The sequence below is a fragment of the Cognatundibacterium oligocarboniphilum genome, assembly GCF_013377855.1.
Classification (GTDB): domain Bacteria; phylum Pseudomonadota; class Gammaproteobacteria; order Burkholderiales; family Burkholderiaceae_D; genus Undibacterium; species Undibacterium oligocarboniphilum.
The window spans coordinates 404,031-426,072 of sequence record NZ_JABXYJ010000005.1 but is presented as its reverse complement, the minus strand read 5'-3'; the positions used below and the strand labels follow the sequence as shown (position 1 = coordinate 426,072).

Sequence of the window (22,042 nt, the reverse complement as noted above, 5' to 3'; positions counted from 1 at the left end):
TACATTTTTGGGGGATGGGCAAACTTAACCATGTTGTGAGTGTAATTTCTTCCGGTAATGCAGTATCGCCCTGACGGCCATAAAAGGCGTTATAGCCATCCCAAAGAGGGCGCCAACCTTCATAATCAGTTGGCTGTACAGTTCGGATTGTCAGTAAATTATTCATAAAATGAAGCAAGATGGAATTAAGATAAACCCAGGATTCAGAGAGAAGTTTCCCTGCCCTGTATCTGATTTACAGAAACACCCAGGAAATAAGAGCGCCTTCTGTTTCTGCCGTGAATTTACATTTCTGCGTGCAGACGCAGTCCATAAAATGTAATGGGACCACGATCTTTGTTATACGCCGGATTTACGGCATGCTGATAATCCAGTGATAACTTCCAGTTTTTGTTTAACTGAAAGGAGTAAAACCATTCCAGTATCGACTCTGCGCCATAGTTCATTTTCCCATCGCCTATCAAAATGCCCATACCTCCGGCGGCAAAATAAGCTTTTGCATCTGATGACAGCATGTTGTGCGCAAAACCAATTCCCATTTTATCGTCGCTACGCCCCCAACGATTGCCCTGCACCAAGACGCCCCCCGAAATACTTCTGCTCATATCAGTAAATTCGTAGGCTTCTGTATGACCACTGTTGCTGCTGCCCCGGAGGAAAATACCTGCATCAGCAAATAATTCCTGCTCAAAATTAAGTGCAATCCCTTTATTGGTATCCATTTTACGTACCAGTGCCGTATCCGGTGCTGCGCTTGTTTGCTGCCCCAGTGCCACCGCATCCTGATAAGAGCCCATCATCGCCCGGTTAACAAAAGCCAATAATTTGAATTTTCCGGGATGCCCGTTCAATACGTAGCGTTTTTCAATTTCAGAAACCATGCTTCTGTGCTGCAAATGCAGACCGGTCACTTTGGCATTGGGCACTTCCGACATCTGAAATAATCCACCGCGCCATGTCCAGCTGCCTTGATTCCATTCAATCGCCATGCCATTGGTAAAACCCCACGCATCTGCCGCATAGTCAAAACTGCCAGCATCGATAATTGACCAGTTCAGAAAATCAGAACGAGGGTCGTGTGCATAAGTATTATTGTCAAAAATATCGGTCACTGAAAAATGGCCGGCTGTGAAAATCAGATTATTCGCCATCCTGGACGAGGATAATTGATTAACGGCTGCCTCGACCTGCTCGTTTTCACCATTTAAATTTACAGTCTGGCGGAAAAATGCTCGCGGTAACCGGGGGTACGGCCTGTTTTGTCCGATTTTATAAGCCTCTCCACTCGGAAAGCCCGCCATTCCCAAGGTATTACTGAGTCCGAATCCCTGATCGATTTCAGGATTCAGCCAGATTTCCCCCTGGCGTCCAATACGGCGGCCGATCATTAATGTAATGTCTGCTGTCTGATTGTTTCTGCTGGCTGCATCCATACTGTTATCGGCAGCATAAGGTGCCCGGAAACTGTTGTGCCATTGATTCACATAAGTGAGTTGGGTATAGATTCCCCAATCCTTTGCCGTGTTCATTGCATTCGTTCCGCTTTCCTCCGCCCGAGGGATTTCTTCCGCGCCGGCAGGCAGATTTATTCCTGCACAGAATGCAAATAACAAAACAATCGGAAATTTTTTTCTTACTAGCATATTAATTCCTTTAATAACTTATTTTTCCAGATACTCACTGGAAAACAGAAATAATTCGGCAAAAATATATCCACCCGACATTCCGTTTTACACAGCAAATGTGTCGTCAAAATGAACGTAAGGTTTCCGTTTCGAATGAAAATATTGATGTTGGAACGACAATTGCAACGAACAATATCAATGATGCTGCGAAAGAGGTCATACATTTATTGACAGCCAAAGCAATCGAGCCGTTATTGCAGGTCAGAAAATATCCACAATCTCGTCAATACGCAGATTCAATACCTGCCTCAGCGAACAGCCGAACACAGCAGCCATGCAGCAAGCCCGGCATTGCGTTATCTTTATTGATAAATTTAGAACGGTCAGATTCTGGCCGCAGATTTTAATCCAGAGCGGATCACGTCCAGATAAAGTCAGAAAATTATTTTGACTTTTATAGACATCGCTCAAATCAGCGAATTCGGATATCTATACAAAACAATGACAAATCTCTGAGATATCTTCTTATTTTTCATTTATCAAAATGGTAAACTGACTATGTATCAAACTAATGGTCACCCAGTATTTTTAGTGTTGAACAATACTCGCTACTTGAGATAACAATCCATCATCGTATCCACTATTCCCTGATTTTTTATGCCACTGTCCAGCAGCACCCCGCTCGATTTCGATCAACTTCCCATTTTACATGGCTCCAATCGTCCGGATCTGATTCGCCACGAAACCCTGGCAGATATTCTCGAACATACCGCACTTCAGTTCCCAGAAAAAATTGCTCTGATTTTCCAGGAGCAGAAACTGACTTATGCAGAACTTGAAGCACAGGCCAGCCATGCGGCGTCGGTGTTGATACACGCCGGAGTGCGCCCTGGGCATATTATTGGCTTATGGCTGCCACGCGGCTCTGAACTGCTGGTCATGCAGGCAGCCATTGTAAAATCCGGCGCAGCCTGGTTGCCATTTGATGCAGATACACCAATTGATCGTATTCATGTCTGCTTGCACGACGCCAAGGCATTTGGTCTGCTGAGTAGCGAATCCATGATGGCTGGACGGACGGTGATGGACGTCGCTATCTGGACCATTGAGGATATTCAGTCGCAGCAAAATCTGCCTTCAGTATCACGCGCCACAACCGCACCAACGGATCCCGCCTACGTGATTTACACCTCTGGTTCCACTGGTAAACCGAAAGGTATTCTGGTTAGCCAGGGAAGTATTTGTCATTTTCTGCGGAGCGAAAATGACATACTGGGGATATGTTCTTCGGACAAAGTTTACCAAGGATTTTCTGTTGCTTTTGATATGTCTTTCGAGGAAATCTGGATTAGCTATCTGGTTGGCGCCACATTATGGATCGCGCCAAAAGAAATTACTGCCGATCCGGATGCATTGCCATTGGCACTGGCAAAAAATCAGATCACGGTATTGCATGCTGTACCGACTTTACTTGCTTTGTTCTCACAAGAAATTGACAGCCTGCGCCTGATTAATCTGGGTGGGGAAATGTGCCCTGAATCTCTTGTGACACGATGGAGCCGTGCCGGACGACAAATATTCAACACCTACGGCCCGACTGAAGGAACAGTGTCGGCAAGTCTTGCCCTCCTACTTCCGGGGCAAACCGTTACGATCGGCAAACCTTTACCCAATTACGCATTAATGGTGATCGCTACGGATGTCGACAATGGCTTACGTCTCTTGCCGCAAGGGGAAACCGGGGAGTTATGTATTACGGGGCCCGGTGTTGCGATCGGTTATCTGGGGAGGCCTGACCTGACAAGTGAGAAATTTTTACCTAATCCCTGGTCAGATAAAAAGGAAGAACAGCGCCTGTACAGAACCGGTGATCTGGCCTGCATTGAGCCGGATGGAACAATTCAGTGCCTTGGCCGGGCCGATGATCAGATCAAAATACGTGGTTTTCGCGTTGAGTTGGGTGAAATTGAATCGGTTTTGGCACAACAACCGGGCTTAAGAACCGTGGCTGTCGTATTGCGTAAAGATCAGGATATCGACCAGATCGTTGCGTTTATCGTACGTGATACTCAGTACGTTTTGAGCGCAGCGGAGTTTATCACCGGGTTAAGAACACAACTGAGCAGTTGTTTACCTCCCTATATGTTGCCCGCCAGGTTTGAATTGATCAACGAAATGCCTCGTCTAACCTCTGGAAAAATAGACCGGAACGTACTGAAACGGCTTGATCTGAGTACAACCACCATTGCCGGAGAATCAGATACCCCGGAATCAGAAGCTGAAACATATTTATTTCGGGCGCTTCAAACGCTTTTTCCGGGACAAGCGATTCGAAGGGAATCAGATTTCTTTGCTGATCTTGGCGGGCATTCGTTAATGGCAGCGCGGCTAGTTTCCACTCTGAGGCAGGATGCGCGCTTTGCTTATTTTAAAATCGCAGATATTTATACGCAGCGGAGCATTGGGCAAATTGCTGCAACATTGGAAGTTGCCGCCGATATTCATGCAACCAAGACGAGAAACGATTCGCAAACATGGCTGCCGGCACCGTACTGGAAACGCTGGTTATGCGGTACTGCACAGGCAGTTGTTATTCCCTGGCTGGTGGCAATGCGCATGGTTCAATGGCTGGCACCATTTTTTGCTTACCATTATTTTACCGGCGATCCCGGAGACTCTATTCCTCGCGCCATTATGCTGTCCGTCGGGGTCTTTTTAATGCTGACACTGATCGAATTCGGAGTTGCAATTGCCGGGAAATGGCTGATCGCAGGACGCCTGAAACCAGGACGCTATCCGTTATGGGGAATGACTTATTTTCGCTGGTGGCTGTCAGACCGTATGGTAGAGGCCGCACCCGCTTATATGCTGAGCGGATCTTCCCTGTATTCATGGTGGCTGCGCGCATTAGGGGCGCATATCGGCAAAGATGTGATGATCGGATCGATTTCACTCCGTGCACCTGATTTATTGAGAATTGGTGATGGCTGCAGCATTGGCAATGCTGCCAATTTTGAGAATGCGAGAGTACAGCATAACGAATTATGGTTAGGAACCATTGAACTTGGCAACGAAGCGTATGTCGGTTCATACTCAGTTTTAGAGGGTGGCGTTAAACTGGAAAATGCAGCACATCTCGAGGGACAATCAGCGCTGGCAGAAGGACAAATCATCCCGCCCGGGAGAGTCTGGAAGGGCTCTCCCGCCAAAGATTGCGGAGCGTTTGATCCTTCTGCTTCCCCTGCCCGGCCGCCACTCAGTCAATGGCGTTCAATGTGGGAACTGTGTTTTTTTACGGCAGGCTCATTATTTATCAACGCCCTCTTTTTCATGCCTGTCTTTCCCAGTTTTGTAACGATTGACTGGTTTGATAATCCAGATAATTTTCCGTGGATGCAAACAAATAACGTACCAATGCAGTTAGGTAAATATTTTTTACTGGCGTTCCCAGCAACAGCCGTACTGATTGTTTGCACCGCATTGCTGTCAGCAGCAATCCGCTGGAGTATTCTGCCCAGACTAAAACCGGGACTCTATGCAGTACATGGGAAAATCTATTATGGAAAATGGCTTGTGAACCAAATTCAGGAAGCCAGTCTGAATGTTCTTCACGGAGTCTATGCAACCGTCTACGCGCCATTCTGGTATCGGATACTCGGAGCAAAAGTTGGCAAGGGTGCCGAAATTTCAACGGCGCTGGGTGTGGTTCCTGACATGCTGACATTAGGTGACGAGACATTCATCGCGGATGCTGTTTTACTGGGGGACGAACAGATTGACCGGGGCTGGATGACCATGCATCCGACGATCATTTCGCGGCGCAGTTTTATTGGCAATGGCGCTTACATTCCCGATGGAACGATCTTGCCTGAAAACGTGCTGATCGGTGTACATACCTGTGCGCCGGACAATGTGCAAATTCGCTCAGGTGATACCTGGCTGGGGTCGCCCCCCATGCACTTACCTGCAAGGGAGGAAGTCAAAGGCTTTCCGGAAAACCTGACATTTACACCATCCGTGATCCGCAGAATTGGGCGTACCCTTGTTGAAACTTTCCGTATTATTGCGCCACACGCCATGGTGATCGCTGTTGGTTATACCATCGTGCTGGATCTGATGCCGCTCGCAGGTGATGATCGCTGGACCGAGGTACTGTACTACCTGTCTGTAGCCGGATTACTTTATGGAATTGGAAGTTTCACCTTTGTCCTGATACTCAAGTGGCTGCTGATTTTTCGTTACCAGAAGGTCAGTGCGCCGATGTGGACTCCTTTTGTCTGGTTTTCCGAAGGAATTACCAATCTCTACGAAGGAATTGCTGTTCCTAATTTTATGCGTTATCTGCGCGGGACACCTTGGTTACCGGTTGCATTTAATTTACTGGGATGTCGTATAGGACGCGGGGTTTATATGGACACAACCGATATTACCGAGTTTGATTGCGTCAGTATCGGCGATTACAGTGAAATTAATGCTTTAGCCTGTCCTCAGACGCACCTCTTTGAAGACAGGGTCATGAAAATTGACCGTGTCAATATTGGCTCAAGAGTGTACATGGGAGCGCGCAGTTCTGTGCTCTACGGCGCAGTGGTTGGTGACAATGCATCGCTGGGGGCATTAACATTGGTCATGAAGGGAGAATATATTCCTGCAGGCTCCAACTGGCGCGGCTGTCCCGCAGCAATGATGGTAGATGCACAGTCCCTGACCTGATTTGAACAAACTCTCTGTATCTTGATGGAATCAGGAAAACTCCCATATTTGCCTGCGATGTCGTGGCCAGCCATGAAAGAGCAGGTCATTCAACATTTTTTGTTGCAAAAATGGGCGATCATATATCTTCATTTACCACCGACATTGGGAAGGGATATGGCGCGACAGGAGTTACGTCTTGCCGTTACCGAGTTGTTGTCGCGCGCATTGAACTCCCCACCTTCACAAATTCGCCTGATTTTGCGAACAGGTAAACGAGCGCTAATTCAGATGGCGCAAAAAGAATTCGCCGTGTCATTCAGTCATGAATCGGGTTTATCTGCTGCAGCTATCCATCTTCACAAAAATATAGCTATCGATGTTGCCTGTTTTCCGCAAAACACCTTATTCAGCCAATGGGTAGAGACATCCAGACTTTATCTTGGGCAAATCAAGACAGACATGATTCTGGAGAGGCCAGGCAATTTGCAGATGCCGTTATTTTTCAGGGAATGGACAATACTGGAAGCGAGTTGTAAATATGCTGGCATACCGTTGCAAGAGTATAGTAAAGATTTTTCGGATAAATTACTGTTCGAGAACAGGCAGGCAAACCAGTATGCGATTCACTTGCCACCCCCTTATATCGGATCAATTATTACCTCACATTCAGAAGGTTCATGAGAACACCAGCCAATACGTTGCACTCATTGATCAGATAGGGTTTTCTTTTTTATTGACGAAAATTTTCTTTGCAATTTAAGCTCGTAATCATCTTTCGTCTTCAACGCATTACAATGACACGATTTCCCCGCCCTATTTGATTTCCGGTATGAAAATCCTCATAGTCGAAGATGAGCCTAAAACCGCTGCCGCCTTGGCGCGCGCCCTGCGGGAAGAAGGATTTTCTGCAGATATGGCAGAAAACGGTATTGACGGCCTGCATCTGGCGCTGACTGAAAACTACGCACTGGTGATACTGGACGTGATGCTGCCCAAATGTGACGGCTGGTCGGTACTGCATGCGCTGAAAGCGGAACGGAGCGCCCTGCCCGTCATACTGCTCACGGCGCTGGATGCGGTATCCGATCGTGTTAAAGGGCTCAATGCGGGAGCGGATGATTACCTCGTCAAACCGTTTGCCTTCTCCGAATTGCTTGCCCGTATCCGCAATGTTTTACGACGCGCACCGGCTCAGCAATCGGAGCTGATGCGCGTGGCGGACCTTGAAATGGACAGGATCAGACACCGTGTTTCCCGCGCCGGACAGATGCTCGATCTGGCGCAGCAAGAATATCGGGTGCTGGATTATCTGATGCGCCATTCCGGCGAAGTTCTGACCCGCACCCATCTTGCGGAGCAGGTATGGGACATGAACTTCGACGGCGACAGCAATGTGATCGACGCAGCCATCCGCCGCCTGCGTAAAAAAATTGACGACCCCTTCGAATGCAAGCTGATACACACCTTGCGCGGTGTCGGCTACGTGCTGGAAGTGCGAAGCTGAGCGACGATGAAATTACATTCCATGTCCCTCCGGCTTACAGTCTGGTATGCATTGCTGAGCACGGCGCTGATTGCATCGGTGGGTTATGTGATGTACTGGATGCTGGCTGATCGCCTGCTGCGAGAAGATGATACATTTTTATTCAGCAAAGTCTCGGAAGCGCGCGCCGTTATCGCCCTGCATCCTGGAAATTACGCCGCCCTGCAAGAAGAATTACAGCACGAGGGTGAAACCTTTCCCGATATTCGCGTCAGAGTCTTCGACGAGGGCAATGCTGTCGTTGCCGATACCCATAATGCAGAAGCCCAGGGCATTCCGTCGGAAACATTCGATGCCATGCCCTGGGTGGCAGAAAAGGCAGACTGGTACGACCGCCAGCAAATACGTTACCGCCTGATGAAGCAGCACAGCGACAAGCTGACCATACACGCCGCCATGCGCCTCGCCAAGGAACAGCGCTTGCTGGCGTTCTATCGCGATATGCTGCTTACCGGCGTGATTACCGTATTGCTTATCGCCATAGCCGCCGGCTATGCCATTGCACGCTATGGACTGGCTCCCTTGCATCGCCTTGCCGTTCTGGTCGAAGGACTGGGTATCCGGCAATTGGATCAGCGCGTGGATGAGACCGACTGGCCGGAAGAATTGCGTATACTGGCAGATAATTTCAACCGGCTGCTGATACGTCTTGATGACGCGTTCTCCCGTATGTCGCGTTTTTCAGCGGACATTGCGCACGAATTACGTACTCCTTTGCAGATTTTGCGTAGTGAAGCAGAAACCACTTTATCCCGCGAACGCTCTCCAGTCGAATACCGGCAATGTCTGGAATCCGGGTTGGACGAGTATGCCAAACTTGCACGTATGGTCGATGCCTTGCTGTTCCTCGCGCGAGCTGAGCAAGCCGATACTGCCCTCGATTGCAAGCATCTGGATCTGCACGCCGAATTGCAATCTGTCTGCCATTTTTTTCAGGCCATGGCCGACGAACAGGATATGACGCTGAATGTGCAGGCAAGCGGCCGGCTATGGGCGGATCAGGGGCTCTTGCGACGCGCTCTGGCTAATCTGGTTGACAATGCGCTGAGGAATACCGGCAAGGGCGGCTCGGTGACGCTGAGCGCCGTCGTCCAGCAATCGGGCAGCGTGGAAGTTCAGGTCAGCGATTCCGGTTGCGGTATCGCAACGGAAGATCTGCCCTATATTACCGAGCGCTTTTATACGGCAGATCGCTCCAGACAGCGCCGCGGCCAGGGCAGCGGCCTGGGCCTTGCCATCGTACAGTCCATCATGCGCCTCCACGGTGGAACGATTGCGATTGCCAGCATCCCCGATCAGGGTACCGAAGTGCTTCTGTATTTCCCTGCAAGCGATACGTCCGGACACCATGCTTCCGTCTGAAAATTTCCGTCAGACTGTCTGTCGCGGCGATACACAACGCTTATCCGGTCACCGCTCACTTTCACTGAGTGTCACTGACCACCACAGATTATCTCCTGCTCATTGCAGGCAGCCGCCAATCTGACGAAACGGTCAGATAAGCGTCATCGTGGCATCAGTTGCGACAGGTATTCTTGGCGCTCCGATTCCGAATAAGCGCCAAGTCCACCCCATGTCTTCCGTTTCTCCACTGGTTTCCTGCAGAGCGATTCGCAAAACCTACAATCATGGTGAGGCGCAGACCCCTGCCCTGCGCGGTGCCGACCTCGATATTCATGGCGGTGAATTACTGATACTGGCCGGGCCTTCCGGTTGTGGCAAAACCAGCCTGATATCCATCATCGGCGGCATGTTGGATGCCGACAGCGGTGACTGCAAGGTACTCGACAAGAACATACGAACCATGTCTGCGCAGCAGCGTGCGCGTTTCCGTGGGCAGCACATCGGTTTTGTTTTTCAGAGCTTCAATTTATTGCCGGCGTTGACAGCCGTCGAAAATATCTCTGTACCGCTTTTGCTGCAGGGCGTGCCGCGCAAAGCCGCAGAATCGCAGGCCAGAATTGTGCTGGAGTCTCTTGGGCTGGCCAGTCGCGCTGACCATTCACCCGGACGCATGAGCGGTGGTCAGCAACAACGCGTTGCCATTGCACGTGCGCTAGTACACGAACCGCGGCTGATTATCTGCGACGAACCGACCTCCAGCCTTGATCACGACGCCGGGCAAACTGTTATGGAAACCTTGCGCAAGGTTGCAAGAACTGCTGGTCGCGCGCTGCTCGTCGTGACACACGATCCGCGTATTTTTTGTTTTGCCGACCGCATCGCCCGCATGGACGACGGCCGGGTGATCTCCATCGAAACACATTCCCCCAAAAATTTCCTGTCATGAATCGTCATTACTTATTGGCCGTGCTCGCCATATCCGGTCTCGCGCTGACTGTATTTTCCGTTGTTCGCGACGATCAGGTCGCCATACCGGATAAAGCATCCGGTACAGAAATACGTTCACCATTTGCCAACCAGATTGCAGGCACCGGAATAACGGAAGCCTACGGTGGCAATATCGCCATCGGTACGCCAGTTGCCGCCATTATCAAAAGCATCCCCGTGCGTTGGGGCAGTACCGTCAGCGCCGGCACGCCGCTGGTTTATCTGGACGACAGCGATTTGCAAGCCCGGCTGCCGCTTGCTAACGCCCGCATGAAGGAAGCGCAGGCCAGGCTGGCAATGTCGCGTCATGCGAGCGAACGCGCAGAACGGATATCGGACAAACGCGCCATCAGTGCTGAAGAAGTGGATAACCGGCGCTTCTCCGTCAAAACGGATGAGATGCTCGTCGCCACCGCGCAAGCCGCCGTCGATGAAATCAAAATGGAAATGCAGCGGCGTATCGTTCGTGCGCCGGCATCGGGCCAGATATTGCAGATTCGGCTGCACAACGGCGAATATGCCGACAACAGCGCTCCCCTGATACTGATGGGCGACTCAGGTCGTCGCCAGGTACGGGTAGATATTGATGAAAACGATGCCCGCTACGTCCGGTCGGATGCAGCCGCTTTCGCTTATTCGCGCAACGATGCAGAGCATCCGGTCACCTTGCATTTTGAACGGATAGAACCGTATTTGCGTCCGAAATCTACGCTGATCGGTACAAGCGCTGAACGGGTTGATACCCGCGTGCTGCAGGTCATCTACAGTTTCGATACGAAAGATATGCCGCTCTATATCGGGCAAATGCTGGATGTATTCATTGATGCCGGACCGAAACCACATACCGCTTCCAGCCGCAGATCCACCGCTGCCGGGGCAGTACAACCATGAAACCCAAGCTCCCCGCCTGCGCCGCGATCTGCCTGATACTGTCGGCATGCTCCACGCCTCTCGCCTATCAGCCACCCGTCATTCCAATGCCCGAAAGATGGCAAGCCATGCCTCAGCATACGTCTGCCTTACCGGAAAATTCACCGTGGTGGCAAGCCTTCGCAGATCCGGAACTGAGCCTGTTGATGGATGAAGCGGAGCGCCTTAACATGGACATAGAACGCGCCCGCATCTTGCTGCGTAAATCCCGTGCCGAATATCAGGGAATCAGTGCGATACGCAACCCGGTCGTCCAGGGAAACGCACTGTCCAAACGCGAACACGAAAGTGCCAACGTCGATAGCAGCGCGTTCAGCCAGCCCGGCGAAACCGGCAGCCTGTTTCAGGCCGGATTTGATGCGAGCTGGGAGGCGGATTTTTTTGGGGCCCGCCGCCAGTTTTCAGAGGCCGCATCGGCTGAACTGGGTGCAACACAAGCCGGGCTCAGCGCCATGCGTATAACGATATTGGCAGAAGTCGCCCGCAATTACATCGAACTGAGAAAAACGGAAGCACTGACGGCATTGGCGCAGGAAGACACAGAAACGGCACAGGATATGCTGAAACTGGTGCGCAGCAGAAGCGCGTCCGGGTTTGCCAACGGCACCGATCTGATAAGCGCCGAAGCCGGGCTGATATCTGCGCAAATGGCGTCGGCACCACTCAGCGCGACGCGCAATGCCGCACTGAACCGCTTGAGCGTCTTGCTGGGCCGCTACCCTGGCGAACTGCAGATTAAAATTCTTAACCGCTTGCCAGCAACGCCTCACGCCCTACCTTCTGCGCTGCCATCCGAATTGCTGCGGCAACGCCCCGATATTCTGGTGGCAGAAAGGCATCTGGCGGCCGCATCCGCCAGACTGGGGGCCGCGCAGGCCGACTGGTATCCGCGCTTCTCGCTGATCGGACAAATCGGTCTTGCCAGTTCTGCTTTCGGCACCCTGGCAGAAGGCGCAAGCCGCATCTGGCGTATCGCCCCCTCCCTATCATGGCCCATACTGCGTAGCGGGAAAATCACAGCAACCATACAGGTACGCGACGCGGAACAGCAGCAGGCGCTGATCGCTTATCGCCAGACTATCCTGCAAGCGGTGGAAGATGTGGAAAACAGTCTGACCATCTATACGCAGGAACAAAACCTGCAAGTTCAACACTTAACAAACGTCGCGCTCGCTAAAAACCGCCTCGGTCTGGCCGAATCGCATTATGCCGCGGGTCTCAGCGATTACCGTGCGGTTCTGACTGCGAAACATGGATGGACAGCCGCCCGGCAAGAGCAAATACGTAGCGCCGCCGCTCTGGCCGTCAACTGGATAGCGATTAACAAAGCATTTGCCGGCGACTTTTACCATGCGGAGGCAAAAGCGCACGATAGCTATGCCGGCGCCTGCCTCCAGAAACACTCATCGGACAATTCATCATGTACCACATTGCATTGAAAATGCTGGGCGGTGACCGGACAAAATTCACCACGCTGATACTAGGCGTTACCTTTACCGCTTTTCTGGTGAGCTTTGCCGTTTCTTATTTCTGTGGCTTCATGACGCGCGGGTTTGCGCTCATCAGTGAAACGCCCGGCGATATCTGGGTCATGGATCCGGCAGTCAGCTCCGTAGAGCAGACGACCAATTTATCCGAATCGGCAATATTACGTGTCCGTTCAGTACCTGGCGTTTCCAGCGCCATGCCACTGCTGCTCGGTTCTGCCGAAGTCCGATTCCCGAACGGTTCCTTTCAGTCATTTCAGATTATCGGCGCAGACAACAGCAGTCTCGCCGGTCTGCCACGCACTGAAGGGCTGAACTATCCGGCACTGCGTCAGCCGGGCCAGGTCATGGTCGATGACGGCGGAACGGAAAACAAACTGCTGACGCCGCTGCACGCCGCCGATATCTGGCCGCGCGATGGTCGCTCCCGCACCGGAGTCGCCATGCGCCGGCTGGCCAACGGCGATCAGCTGGAACTCAATGATCATCGGATAAGCATTGCCGGCGTATCGAATACGCACCCTCGTTACCCGGCCAAACCGCTGATGTATATGACACTCGCCAATGCACACCGTATTTTGCCTGCCGAGCGAAGGCAAATCAGCTTCCTGCTGGTCAGCGCTGCACCGGACATCAATCCGCAGACGCTTGCTGCCCGCATCGAACAGCAAACCGGCCTGAAAGCACGAACCGCATCCGACTTCAAAACGGATACGGTGCATTGGTATCTGCTTAATTCCGAAGATGTCGGCGACGTGATGTCCATGCTGATCCTGGCCATTGCCGTGGGATTCGGCGTTACCGGCGTCATGCTTTACATGTTCACCAGCGAAAGCCTGAAGCAATATGCTGTACTGAGCGCCCTGGGTACACTCCCCTCGCAATTGCTGAAAATGGTGTTCTTACAGGCTGGGGTATGCGGACTGTCAGGTGCGGGAATTGGCACCGGTCTGTGCGCCGTAGCTGATTTGTTTCTGCATGAAAGCGATTACCCTTTCCGCATGATGTGGTTCGCCCCACTCGCCGGCGGCGGTATGGTCATACTGACCGGCATTATTGCTGCTGTATTCAGCGCCCGTCCGGTACTCAGACTGGAGCCGGCGACGGTGTTTGCGGGAAGATAAGGCATCATCGGTCAGAAAACCTGGGCTGATGATGATTAACTATCACGTTTTTCCCCACTCATTGAAGTGTTGGCATAAATCTGTTTTCTTATAGTGCAATGGCAAGCTCTCACCGACGTATGCTTATTGGAATTCTTTAACTAGCTTCTTTATCCCATTTCCGCAGGAGAGCAAGCTTTTCAGCAATCTTGATCTCTAACCCTCTCGGTACCGGCTGGTACCAACCAGGTTCTTCTATGCCTTCAGGTAGGTAAGTCTCACCAGCAGCGTAGGCATTCGGTTCGTCATGAGCATAACGGTATTCATGCCCGTAGCCGAGTTCCTTCATGAGCTTCGTTGGTGCATTGCGGAGATGAACAGGAACCTCACGGCTCTTGTCCTGCTTCACAAAAGCTCTTGCCTGGTTATAGGCGTTGTAACCCGCATTGCTCTTAGCAGCTACAGCGAGATAGATCACTGCCTGCCCCAAGGCCAACTCACCTTCAGGACTTCCCAGCCGCTCATAAGTCAATGCTGCATCGTTGGCAATCTGCATGGCTCTCGGATCAGCAAGACCAATGTCTTCCCATGCCATCCGAACGATGCGCCGAGCAAGATAGCGAGCATCAGCACCACCGTCCAGCATGCGTGTTAGCCAGTAAAGAGCCGCATCAGGATGGGAGCCACGCACCGACTTGTGCAAAGCTGAAATCTGGTCATAGAAGTTGTCCCCGCCCTTGTCAAAACGCCGACTGTTCAAGGTCAAGGCATTCTGCAAAAAGTCCGCAGTTACCTCATTGATACCTGAAGCACCAGCAGCCGTTTTACATTGTTCAAGCAGGTTTAAAAATCTTCTTGCATCACCGTCTGCATAGCCAGCAATCGTATCAACAGCCAGGTCTTCAAACTCAAGATCACCAAGGGAACCTTCATCTTTGGCCCTCTTGAGCAAAAGCTTCAATTCTTCATCGGTCAGCGACTTCAGGACATAGACTTGAGCACGAGACAGAAGAGCCGAATTGACCTCAAAAGAAGGGTTCTCAGTAGTCGCACCTATAAAGGTGAACAATCCCGATTCAACATGAGGCAACAGGGCATCTTGTTGAGACTTATTAAACCTGTGAATTTCGTCTACAAACAAGATGGTGTTCTTGCCTTGCGTAAGGTACTGCCTTGCCTGTTCCATTGCCTCTCTGATGTCTTTCACACCAGACAAGACCGCAGACAGGGCAATGAACTCGCACTTGAAGGCTGTGGCAGTCAGTCTTGCAAGGGTGGTCTTCCCAACACCAGGTGGCCCCCAGAAGATCATTGAGTGCGGTTTCCCAGACAGGAACGCCAACCTCAGAGGTTTCCCCTCACCCAGCAAGTGCGACTGCCCAATGACCTCGTCCAAGGTCTTGGGACGGAGGGCTTCAGCCAGTGGTGTGTTCTGGAAATCGGGCTCTTGTGCGAACAGATCAGGCATGCCTTCCCACCTCTGAACAATGGGGAAGCCCAATTATTTGCACAATGACTCTTCTAAGCCATTGATTTATATATGACTTGACTGCTTTGTTGAAGCGGTGAACCTCATCGACAAACAGGATGGGCTTGTGCTGAAATATGGAGCGTAATAACTGTGGGCGTTCGACAGTATCATGAATGTTCCTGGTGCCCGACAAAACCGCTGACAAGACAATAAATTCGCAGTGAAATACATCGGCCATCAGCCGTGCCAGCCTTGTTTTACCTAAGCCCGGCGCCCCCCATAAAATCATCGAATGCGGCGGACCGGACTCGAAGGCAAGCTGTAAAGATTTTCCTTCACCCAAAATATCCTGTTGTCCGATAACATCCGTCAGCGTGGCTGAATGCATGCCTTCAGCCAATGGAACGAGCGACTTGTCTGAATAATTCATCTCGCTCATTTACTGCCGGAATATATCTGCGCCGGCAGGTATGACAAACTTGAACTGATCGGCCTTGAGAGTAGGATTTTTTTCCAGATTCTTCAGTGTCAGCACCGACACCTGGCCGAAATGATCCCGTAATTCCAGTGCGACGGGCACCCCGCCTTTCATTCCGATGCCGATATGATCAAATTGACTGTCTTTGCTCTTGGCAGTCGCTTCCAGCCATTCCATCTCCTGCTTCGCACCGACATCGCGCAATCCAAAATTTTTCTCCAGATCGGCGGTGCCTGCACTGCCAAATAAGATCGCTGCCGGGCTGGCGCCGAGCGCGTCCCCCAGTTCCTTCACCGTTACCTGATTCAGGTCTTTATCGTAAATAAATAATTTTTCCCCATCTGCCTGCAATGTCTGCTCGTAGGGTTTTTGATATATCCAGATAAACTTTCCCGGTCGTGCAAAGATGAAAGTGCCGTGAAAAGTTTTTCCAATTTTCGCAGTGCCATCTGTCATCTTGACCTGTTGCTGAACAAATTCGCCTCTGGCACTTTTGGTATTGTTAACAAAAGATTTAAACTGCTCGACGGCTGAAGCCTGTGCCAAAACCGGCGCAAGCAGTATGGCCGCAGCTGTCATCAGCCCACGCAGCATTTTAATTTTGCTTTTCACTTGATTTCCTAATTCACTATTCTGCATTTCCGGTTGGCACCAGTATCTCCCGGTTGCCATTGGACTGCATTGATGATACGACGCCGCTTTGCTCCATTTGTTCCAATAGCCGGGCGGCACGATTATAACCAATCCGCAAGTGGCGCTGAACGAGCGATATCGAAGCCCGGCGGTTCTTGAGAACAATCGCCACAGCCTGATCGTACAGAGCGTCGGCCTCACCACCAGCACCCGCCTCTCCGGCACTGCCGCCCTCTGCGCCCTCATCCAGCACGCCTCCTTCCAGAATACCTTCAATGTAGTTCGGTTCGCCTTGCGCTTTCAGATGCTCGACAACCCGGTGTACCTCGTCATCGGAGACAAACGCCCCGTGGACGCGGATAGGCAAACCTGTTCCCGGTGGCATGTACAACATATCCCCCATACCAAGCAAAGTTTCCGCACCCATCTGATCCAGAATGGTCCGCGAATCAATTTTGCTGCTGACCTGGAATGCAATCCTGGTCGGGATGTTCGCCTTAATCAAACCGGTAATCACATCCACCGACGGGCGCTGCGTCGCCAGGATCAGGTGAATGCCGGCGGCTCGCGCTTTTTGTGCAATACGGGCAATCAATTCTTCCACCTTCTTACCGACCACCATCATCAGATCGGCCAGCTCGTCGATGATGATCACGATTGTTGGCAACTTTTCCAGCGGTTCCGGCGCGTCTGGCGTCAGGCTGAAAGGGTTGGGAATATGCTGCTCTTTCCTGGTCGCTTCGGCAATTTTGGCATTGTAGCCAGCCAGGTTACGGACACCGAGTTTGGACATCAGTTTATATCTGCGCTCCATCTCGGTCACAGCCCAGTTCAGTGCATGCCCGGCCTGGCGCATATCTGTCACAACCGGAGCCAGCAAGTGAGGAATGCCTTCGTAGACTGACATTTCCAGCATCTTGGGGTCAATCAGAATCATGCGGACGTCATTGGGATCGGACTTATACAACAAGGACAAGATCGTGGCATTGATACCGACAGATTTTCCGGAGCCAGTAGTACCTGCTACCAGCAGGTGAGGCATTTTTGCGAGGTCGGCAACCACAGGATGACCGGCAATGTCTTTACCTAAAGCGACTGTCAGGCTTGATGTGCTGTCATTATAAATTTTTGATCCCAGTATCTCTGTCAGTCGCACAATCTGCCGTTTAGGGTTGGGCAACTCCAGTCCCATATAATTCTTCCCAGGGATTGTTTCGACGACACGAATCGAAGTCAGCGACAAAGACCGCGCCAGATCCCGGGCAAGGTTGACGATCTGACTGCCTTTCACACCTGTCGCCGGCTCAATCTCATACCGTGTAATGACCGGTCCGGGATAAGCCGCCACGACTTTGGCTTCGACGCCAAAATCGGACAGCTTCTTTTCTATCAGGCGGCTGGTGAATTCCAGGGTCTGGACGCTGACGGTTTCCTGAGCTGGTGGAGGCTCATCCAGTAAGGACAACGGCGGTAAATTTGTATCTGGCAATTCATTAAACAAAGAAACCTGTTTTTCTTTTTCCACCCGCTCGGAGCGCTGCACAGCCACTACTTGCGGTTCGATACGGATTGGCGCAGCTTCAACAATCTTTGCCCGCTCCTGAACGACCGCCTCTTCCCGTTTGACAGCGGCACTCTGCCCGACACGACGATCTTCAGCTGCCGCGTGTTTGTGCTGCACAAACACAAAGATTGCCTCAATCGCAGTACCAATTTTTTCTGCGATCGTCAGCCATGACACCTGAAAATACAGACTGATACCCAGAGCCATACCCAGCAGCAACAATAAAGTCGAGCCGGTAAAACCCAATGCCGTCAATGCAGAACGGCCGATCAGCTCCCCTAATACACCTCCTGGCGCCAATGGCAACGGAAGTTTCAGAGAATACATTCTCAGGTATTCAATTCCCATGCTGCTGGCGATCAATAATCCAAAACCAGCTTTCTGTATCAGTAATACAGACTGATGCACCTGTTCTTCTGGTGCAGGCTGGACGGCAAAACGGTTGGCCAGCAGGCGATATGTTTTCCAGACCTGCTTCAATGAGGCGACACACCACCACCAGGCAGATATGCCAAACACATAAAGCAGCACGTCCGCCAACCATGCACCAAATTTGCCACCCAGATTGTGAACGCGTGGAACCATACTCGATTGCGACCACCCCGGGTCTGCCTTTGAATACGTTGCCAGCACCAGTATCAGACAAATACTGAGAGCAGCAAACAGAATCCAGCGTGCCTCCATCAGTAACACCAGCATCTTTCCCGGCAAAGGCGGGGGCGGTGTACTTTTATGATTGCGGGTATAAGCTTCGTTATTACTTGTAGTCATAAATCAGGAATATATTCATCCAGACAAGCGAAACTGACAAGATAGCATGCCCTGAGTGATGCGCAAAACCCAGATGCCTGTCACGGTGGATAAGAGGATAGACTATAATCACGGCTAATGCGGGATACAGCTCCAAAATAATGTAAGCATTTGTATTCTGTAACCGCATCTCCATCTCCTGACAATTCAGATGGCATTCACCGCTCCACGTTTAACTTTCTTTTTGCAGGTCTTCCATGTCTACATCTAAACACGCTCGAGTATTGATTCTTGGTTCCGGTCCGGCTGGCTATTCCGCCGCTATTTATGCTGCGCGCGCCAATCTGAATCCTGTTCTGATTACCGGTGTTGAACAAGGCGGTCAGCTGATGACAACGACCGATGTGGAAAACTGGCCAGCCGACCCGATGGGCGTACAAGGACCAGAACTGATGCAGCGTTTCCTGCAACATGCGGAACGGTTTAATACTGAAATTATTTTTGACTACATTCACACTGCAAAGCTCGACGAAAAACCGATTCGCCTGATAGGCGATCAGGCTGAATATACTTGCGACTCCCTCATTATCGCTACCGGCGCCTCAGCACAATATCTTGGTCTGCCTTCAGAGCAGGCATTCATGGGAAAAGGCGTATCTGCCTGTGCGACTTGCGATGGCTTCTTTTACCGTGGCAAAGAAGTGGCTGTCATCGGTGGCGGCAACACTGCGGTCGAGGAAGCCCTGTATCTGTCAAATATTGCCAGCAAAGTGACGGTGATTCATCGTCGCGACAAATTCCGTGCAGAAGCCATTCTGATTGACCGCCTGATGGCTAAAGTTGCTGAAGGAAAAGTTGAAATTAAATGGAATCACACACTTGATGAGGTGACTGGCGATGACAGCGGCGTCACCGGCATCCGGATCAAATCGGCTGAAGGTACGGTCAGCGCCATCTCGTTGCACGGCCTGTTTGTCGCTATTGGTCACAAACCGAATACGGGCATCTTTGAAGGGCAACTTGATATGCACAACGGTTATATCAAGACCCGGACAGGTACCGAAGGCATGGCTACGGCAACAAATGTTCCGGGAGTATTTGCCGCAGGCGACGTTCAGGATCACGTCTATCGTCAGGCGATCACCAGTGCAGGAACCGGCTGTATGGCCGCACTGGACGCCCAGCGTTATCTGGAAGAGTAAGTAAAGATTCAGAGGTGGCAGATGAAGAATTTTGCTGATCTGAAATCCCTGGGGCAACAACTCAGACAGCAGCAAGAAGCAAAGCAGCGCGCTGAGGCGGAACAACTGAAACAGGAAAAAAAAGCAGCGGCTGAAGCGAATATTTTCCGCAACAGCATTGGCCATGTAGCCCCCATCAAGACCGCTGCAAAGCATCAGGTGGAACCACAACGTCCAGCTCCGATTCCATTTCAGCATTTAGCGGATGAAAAGGCAGCTTTACAAGAATCTCTCTCTGATGAATTCGATGCCGACTCACTGCTTGAAACCGATGAAAATCTCAGTTACACCAGACCGGGCGTCGGTGTTGATGTAGTTCGCAAATTACGCAAAGGTCATTGGGTCATTCAGGCGCAGCTTGATTTACATGGTTATCGCAGAGATCAGGCCAGAGACAGTCTGGGAGATTTTTTGAGAAAATGCGGGCGCAGTGGCATCCGTTGCGTTCGCATCATTCACGGAAAAGGATTGGGTTCCGTCAACAAAGAACCCATCCTGAAGCATAAGGTCAGAAACTGGCTGATACAAAAAGATGAAGTGCTTGCATTCAGTCAGGCAACTGCTGCCGACGGCGGTTCCGGTGCATTGATTGTTTTACTGAAAGCCTGATTCCCTGATCTGCACATTTTCATAAGATGTAGAAAACAAGCTTCACACTGGATTTTTCAGCTAGTTTTTGAAGCGTCCGTCTTTCCCGATTATGGTCATGTCGACATAGCGGGAACCATTATGATTCGATGGCGAAAAATTGATATCAAATCCGCCCGCATCATAATTTTTGACATTGATCGACTCCAGAGCGGCAATCAGTTTTTCACGTGTCAGGTTTTGCCCTGCTCTGCGTAACCCCTCAACGAATACTTTAGCAGCAATAAATCCCTCCAGACTGGAAAAATTAAGATCTTTGATACCCGCCTTATTCATGATCTTGGTATATTCGCCGACAACCATCGCATTGGCGATTGACCACGGAAATGGCACTACCTGGGAAATTACCACTCCCGGACCATCTTTTCCAAGCGTATCAGCCAGCGCCTGACTACCGACAAAAGACACGTTGTAAAACTGACCGGTATATTCTAATTTGCGCATTTCTTTAATAAAAGCAGCACAGGATGAATAGGCACTGATCTGAATGATGACGTCAGGGCGTTTTGCAATCAGTTTTTCCACTGCCTTTGACACATCCAGACTATTGCGTTCGACAGTCGCAGTATCAATGATCGGTAATTCTTTCTTTTTAAGTGCCCGCTCAACACCCGCCAAACCAGCCTTACCATATGCATCATTTTGATAAAACACAGCGATATTTTTCAATCCCGTATTCACCAGCCTGTCCACCAGATGCTCCGTTTCATCAAAATAACTGGCGCGGATGTTAAATATTTGCCGGTTAAATGGCTCACGTAAGGATTGTGCCCCGGTAAAAGGTGCAAAAAATGGAACTTTTGCCTGGGTAAATAAAGGTAAAGCGGCATTACTGGTCGGCGTACCTACATAGGCAAACAAGGCAAAAACGTCATCATTCTCGATAAAAGCCTTGGTATTAACGGCGGCAATTTCCGCTTCGTATTTGTCATCCCGTCGGAGTAACTCAATCTTCCGGCCAAATACTCCGCCTGTTAAGTTAATGTAATCAAAATAGGCCTTCGCACCAGCGTGTAATTGAATCCCCAATTGTGCAGCAGGACCAGAAAAAGCAGCGGACTGACCAAGAATAATCTTATGTTCCGTGACACCGCTTTCCGCCAATGCACTGGCTGCTGGTAAGCATGCGACAGCCAGTGCCAGCAAGATTGAGCTGAAAGCTGTTTTTCTTCGTAATGAAGAGAAATTCTTCATCTGCATCAGACGGCATCCGGGCCCGTCTCTCCTGTTCTGATGCGAATAACCTGCTCTACATTCTGCACAAAGATTTTTCCGTCTCCGATTTTTCCAGTGTGTGCAGCCTTGATGATCGCATCTACGACATGATCGCAAATCTTGTCATCGATCACGACTTCCACCTTAATTTTTGGCAGAAAATCAACCACGTATTCTGCACCACGATATAGTTCGGTGTGCCCCTTTTGCCGTCCGAATCCTTTGACTTCAGTGACAGTCAGCCCCGTCACACCGACTTCTGCCAATGCTTCGCGCACTTCGTCGAGCTTGAAAGGTTTAATTACAGCGGTTACTTGTTTCATATTAT

Annotated in this window: 17 protein-coding genes and 1 pseudogene; 10 read left to right on the top strand and 8 right to left on the bottom strand. The window is 50.7% G+C overall.

Features of this window, described 5'->3' with window-relative positions; genetic code table 11:
• Positions 1-166 (bottom strand): annotated as a pseudogene (locus tag HV832_RS17320) (GNAT family N-acetyltransferase); the annotation flags it as partial.
• 118 nt (positions 167-284) lie between these two features.
• The gene (locus HV832_RS11255) at positions 285-1,529 is read right to left on the bottom strand and encodes a carbohydrate porin (RefSeq protein WP_176803916.1); all 1,245 of its coding nucleotides are present in this window, start codon (positions 1,527-1,529) and stop codon (positions 285-287) included.
• Positions 1,530-2,282: 753 nt separating this feature from the next.
• Here HV832_RS11255 and HV832_RS11250 point away from each other — a divergent pair.
• The 8 genes from HV832_RS11250 to HV832_RS11215 all read left to right on the top strand — a co-directional run bounded on the left by HV832_RS11250 (position 2,283) and on the right by HV832_RS11215 (position 13,735).
• Complete coding sequence (locus tag HV832_RS11250) at positions 2,283-6,338, top strand: Pls/PosA family non-ribosomal peptide synthetase (protein ID WP_176803915.1); 4,056 nt, start codon at positions 2,283-2,285, stop codon at positions 6,336-6,338.
• 24 nt (positions 6,339-6,362) lie between these two features.
• The gene (locus tag HV832_RS11245) at positions 6,363-7,001 is read left to right on the top strand and encodes a 4'-phosphopantetheinyl transferase family protein (protein WP_176803914.1); all 639 of its coding nucleotides are present in this window, start codon (positions 6,363-6,365) and stop codon (positions 6,999-7,001) included.
• Positions 7,002-7,149: 148 nt separating this feature from the next.
• Positions 7,150-7,824 (top strand): heavy metal response regulator transcription factor, encoded by a 675-nt coding sequence (locus HV832_RS11240; RefSeq protein ID WP_176803913.1) that lies wholly within the window; start codon positions 7,150-7,152, stop codon positions 7,822-7,824.
• Positions 7,825-7,830: 6 nt separating this feature from the next.
• A complete protein-coding gene (locus tag HV832_RS11235) occupies positions 7,831-9,225 on the top strand; it encodes a heavy metal sensor histidine kinase (protein ID WP_176803912.1) in 1,395 nt (464 codons plus the stop codon).
• A 148-nt stretch (positions 9,226-9,373) separates the two neighbouring features.
• Entirely contained in the window at positions 9,374-10,153 is a 780-nt protein-coding gene (locus HV832_RS11230) for an ABC transporter ATP-binding protein (protein WP_218132017.1), read from the top strand.
• Complete coding sequence (locus HV832_RS11225) at positions 10,150-11,085, top strand: efflux RND transporter periplasmic adaptor subunit (protein WP_176803911.1); 936 nt, start codon at positions 10,150-10,152, stop codon at positions 11,083-11,085. The genes HV832_RS11230 and HV832_RS11225 overlap by 4 nt, the downstream gene beginning before the upstream one ends.
• Positions 11,082-12,563 (top strand): efflux transporter outer membrane subunit, encoded by a 1,482-nt coding sequence (locus HV832_RS11220; protein ID WP_176803910.1) that lies wholly within the window; start codon positions 11,082-11,084, stop codon positions 12,561-12,563. The genes HV832_RS11225 and HV832_RS11220 overlap by 4 nt, the downstream gene beginning before the upstream one ends.
• The gene (locus tag HV832_RS11215) at positions 12,545-13,735 is read left to right on the top strand and encodes an ABC transporter permease (RefSeq protein WP_176803909.1); all 1,191 of its coding nucleotides are present in this window, start codon (positions 12,545-12,547) and stop codon (positions 13,733-13,735) included. Before HV832_RS11220 ends, HV832_RS11215 begins: the two co-directional genes overlap by 19 nt.
• A gap of 136 nt (positions 13,736-13,871) precedes the next feature.
• Here the strand turns inward: HV832_RS11215 and HV832_RS11210 are convergent, their stop codons facing one another.
• From HV832_RS11210 to HV832_RS11195, 4 genes are read right to left on the bottom strand one after another with little or no spacing between them, the layout of a single operon-like run.
• A complete protein-coding gene (locus tag HV832_RS11210) occupies positions 13,872-15,182 on the bottom strand; it encodes a replication-associated recombination protein A (RefSeq protein ID WP_176803908.1) in 1,311 nt (436 codons plus the stop codon).
• Positions 15,175-15,624, bottom strand: a complete 450-nt coding sequence (locus HV832_RS11205; RefSeq protein ID WP_176803907.1) for an AAA family ATPase — start codon at positions 15,622-15,624, stop codon at positions 15,175-15,177. Before HV832_RS11205 ends, HV832_RS11210 begins: the two co-directional genes overlap by 8 nt.
• Positions 15,625-16,302 (bottom strand): outer membrane lipoprotein chaperone LolA, encoded by a 678-nt coding sequence (gene lolA / locus HV832_RS11200; RefSeq protein ID WP_176803949.1) that lies wholly within the window; start codon positions 16,300-16,302, stop codon positions 15,625-15,627. It lies immediately after the preceding gene.
• A complete protein-coding gene (locus HV832_RS11195; RefSeq protein ID WP_176803906.1) occupies positions 16,292-18,631 on the bottom strand; it encodes a DNA translocase FtsK in 2,340 nt (779 codons plus the stop codon). Before HV832_RS11195 ends, lolA begins: the two co-directional genes overlap by 11 nt.
• Positions 18,632-18,867: 236 nt before the next feature.
• On the opposite strand from HV832_RS11195, the gene trxB reads away from it, so the two are divergent.
• Positions 18,868-19,812 (top strand): thioredoxin-disulfide reductase, encoded by a 945-nt coding sequence (trxB, locus tag HV832_RS11190; protein ID WP_176803905.1) that lies wholly within the window; start codon positions 18,868-18,870, stop codon positions 19,810-19,812.
• Positions 19,813-19,833: 21 nt separating this feature from the next.
• Complete coding sequence (locus HV832_RS11185; RefSeq protein WP_176803904.1) at positions 19,834-20,460, top strand: Smr/MutS family protein; 627 nt, start codon at positions 19,834-19,836, stop codon at positions 20,458-20,460.
• Positions 20,461-20,520: 60 nt separating this feature from the next.
• On the opposite strand, the gene HV832_RS11180 is transcribed toward HV832_RS11185, so the two are convergent.
• Together HV832_RS11180 and HV832_RS11175 are read right to left on the bottom strand one after the other, a co-directional pair.
• A complete protein-coding gene (locus tag HV832_RS11180; RefSeq protein WP_176803903.1) occupies positions 20,521-21,693 on the bottom strand; it encodes an ABC transporter substrate-binding protein in 1,173 nt (390 codons plus the stop codon).
• A gap of 5 nt (positions 21,694-21,698) precedes the next feature.
• Positions 21,699-22,037: a P-II family nitrogen regulator gene (locus HV832_RS11175; protein ID WP_176803902.1), complete on the bottom strand. Its 339-nt coding sequence runs from the start codon at positions 22,035-22,037 to the stop codon at positions 21,699-21,701.
• Positions 22,038-22,042 lie beyond the last annotated feature (5 nt).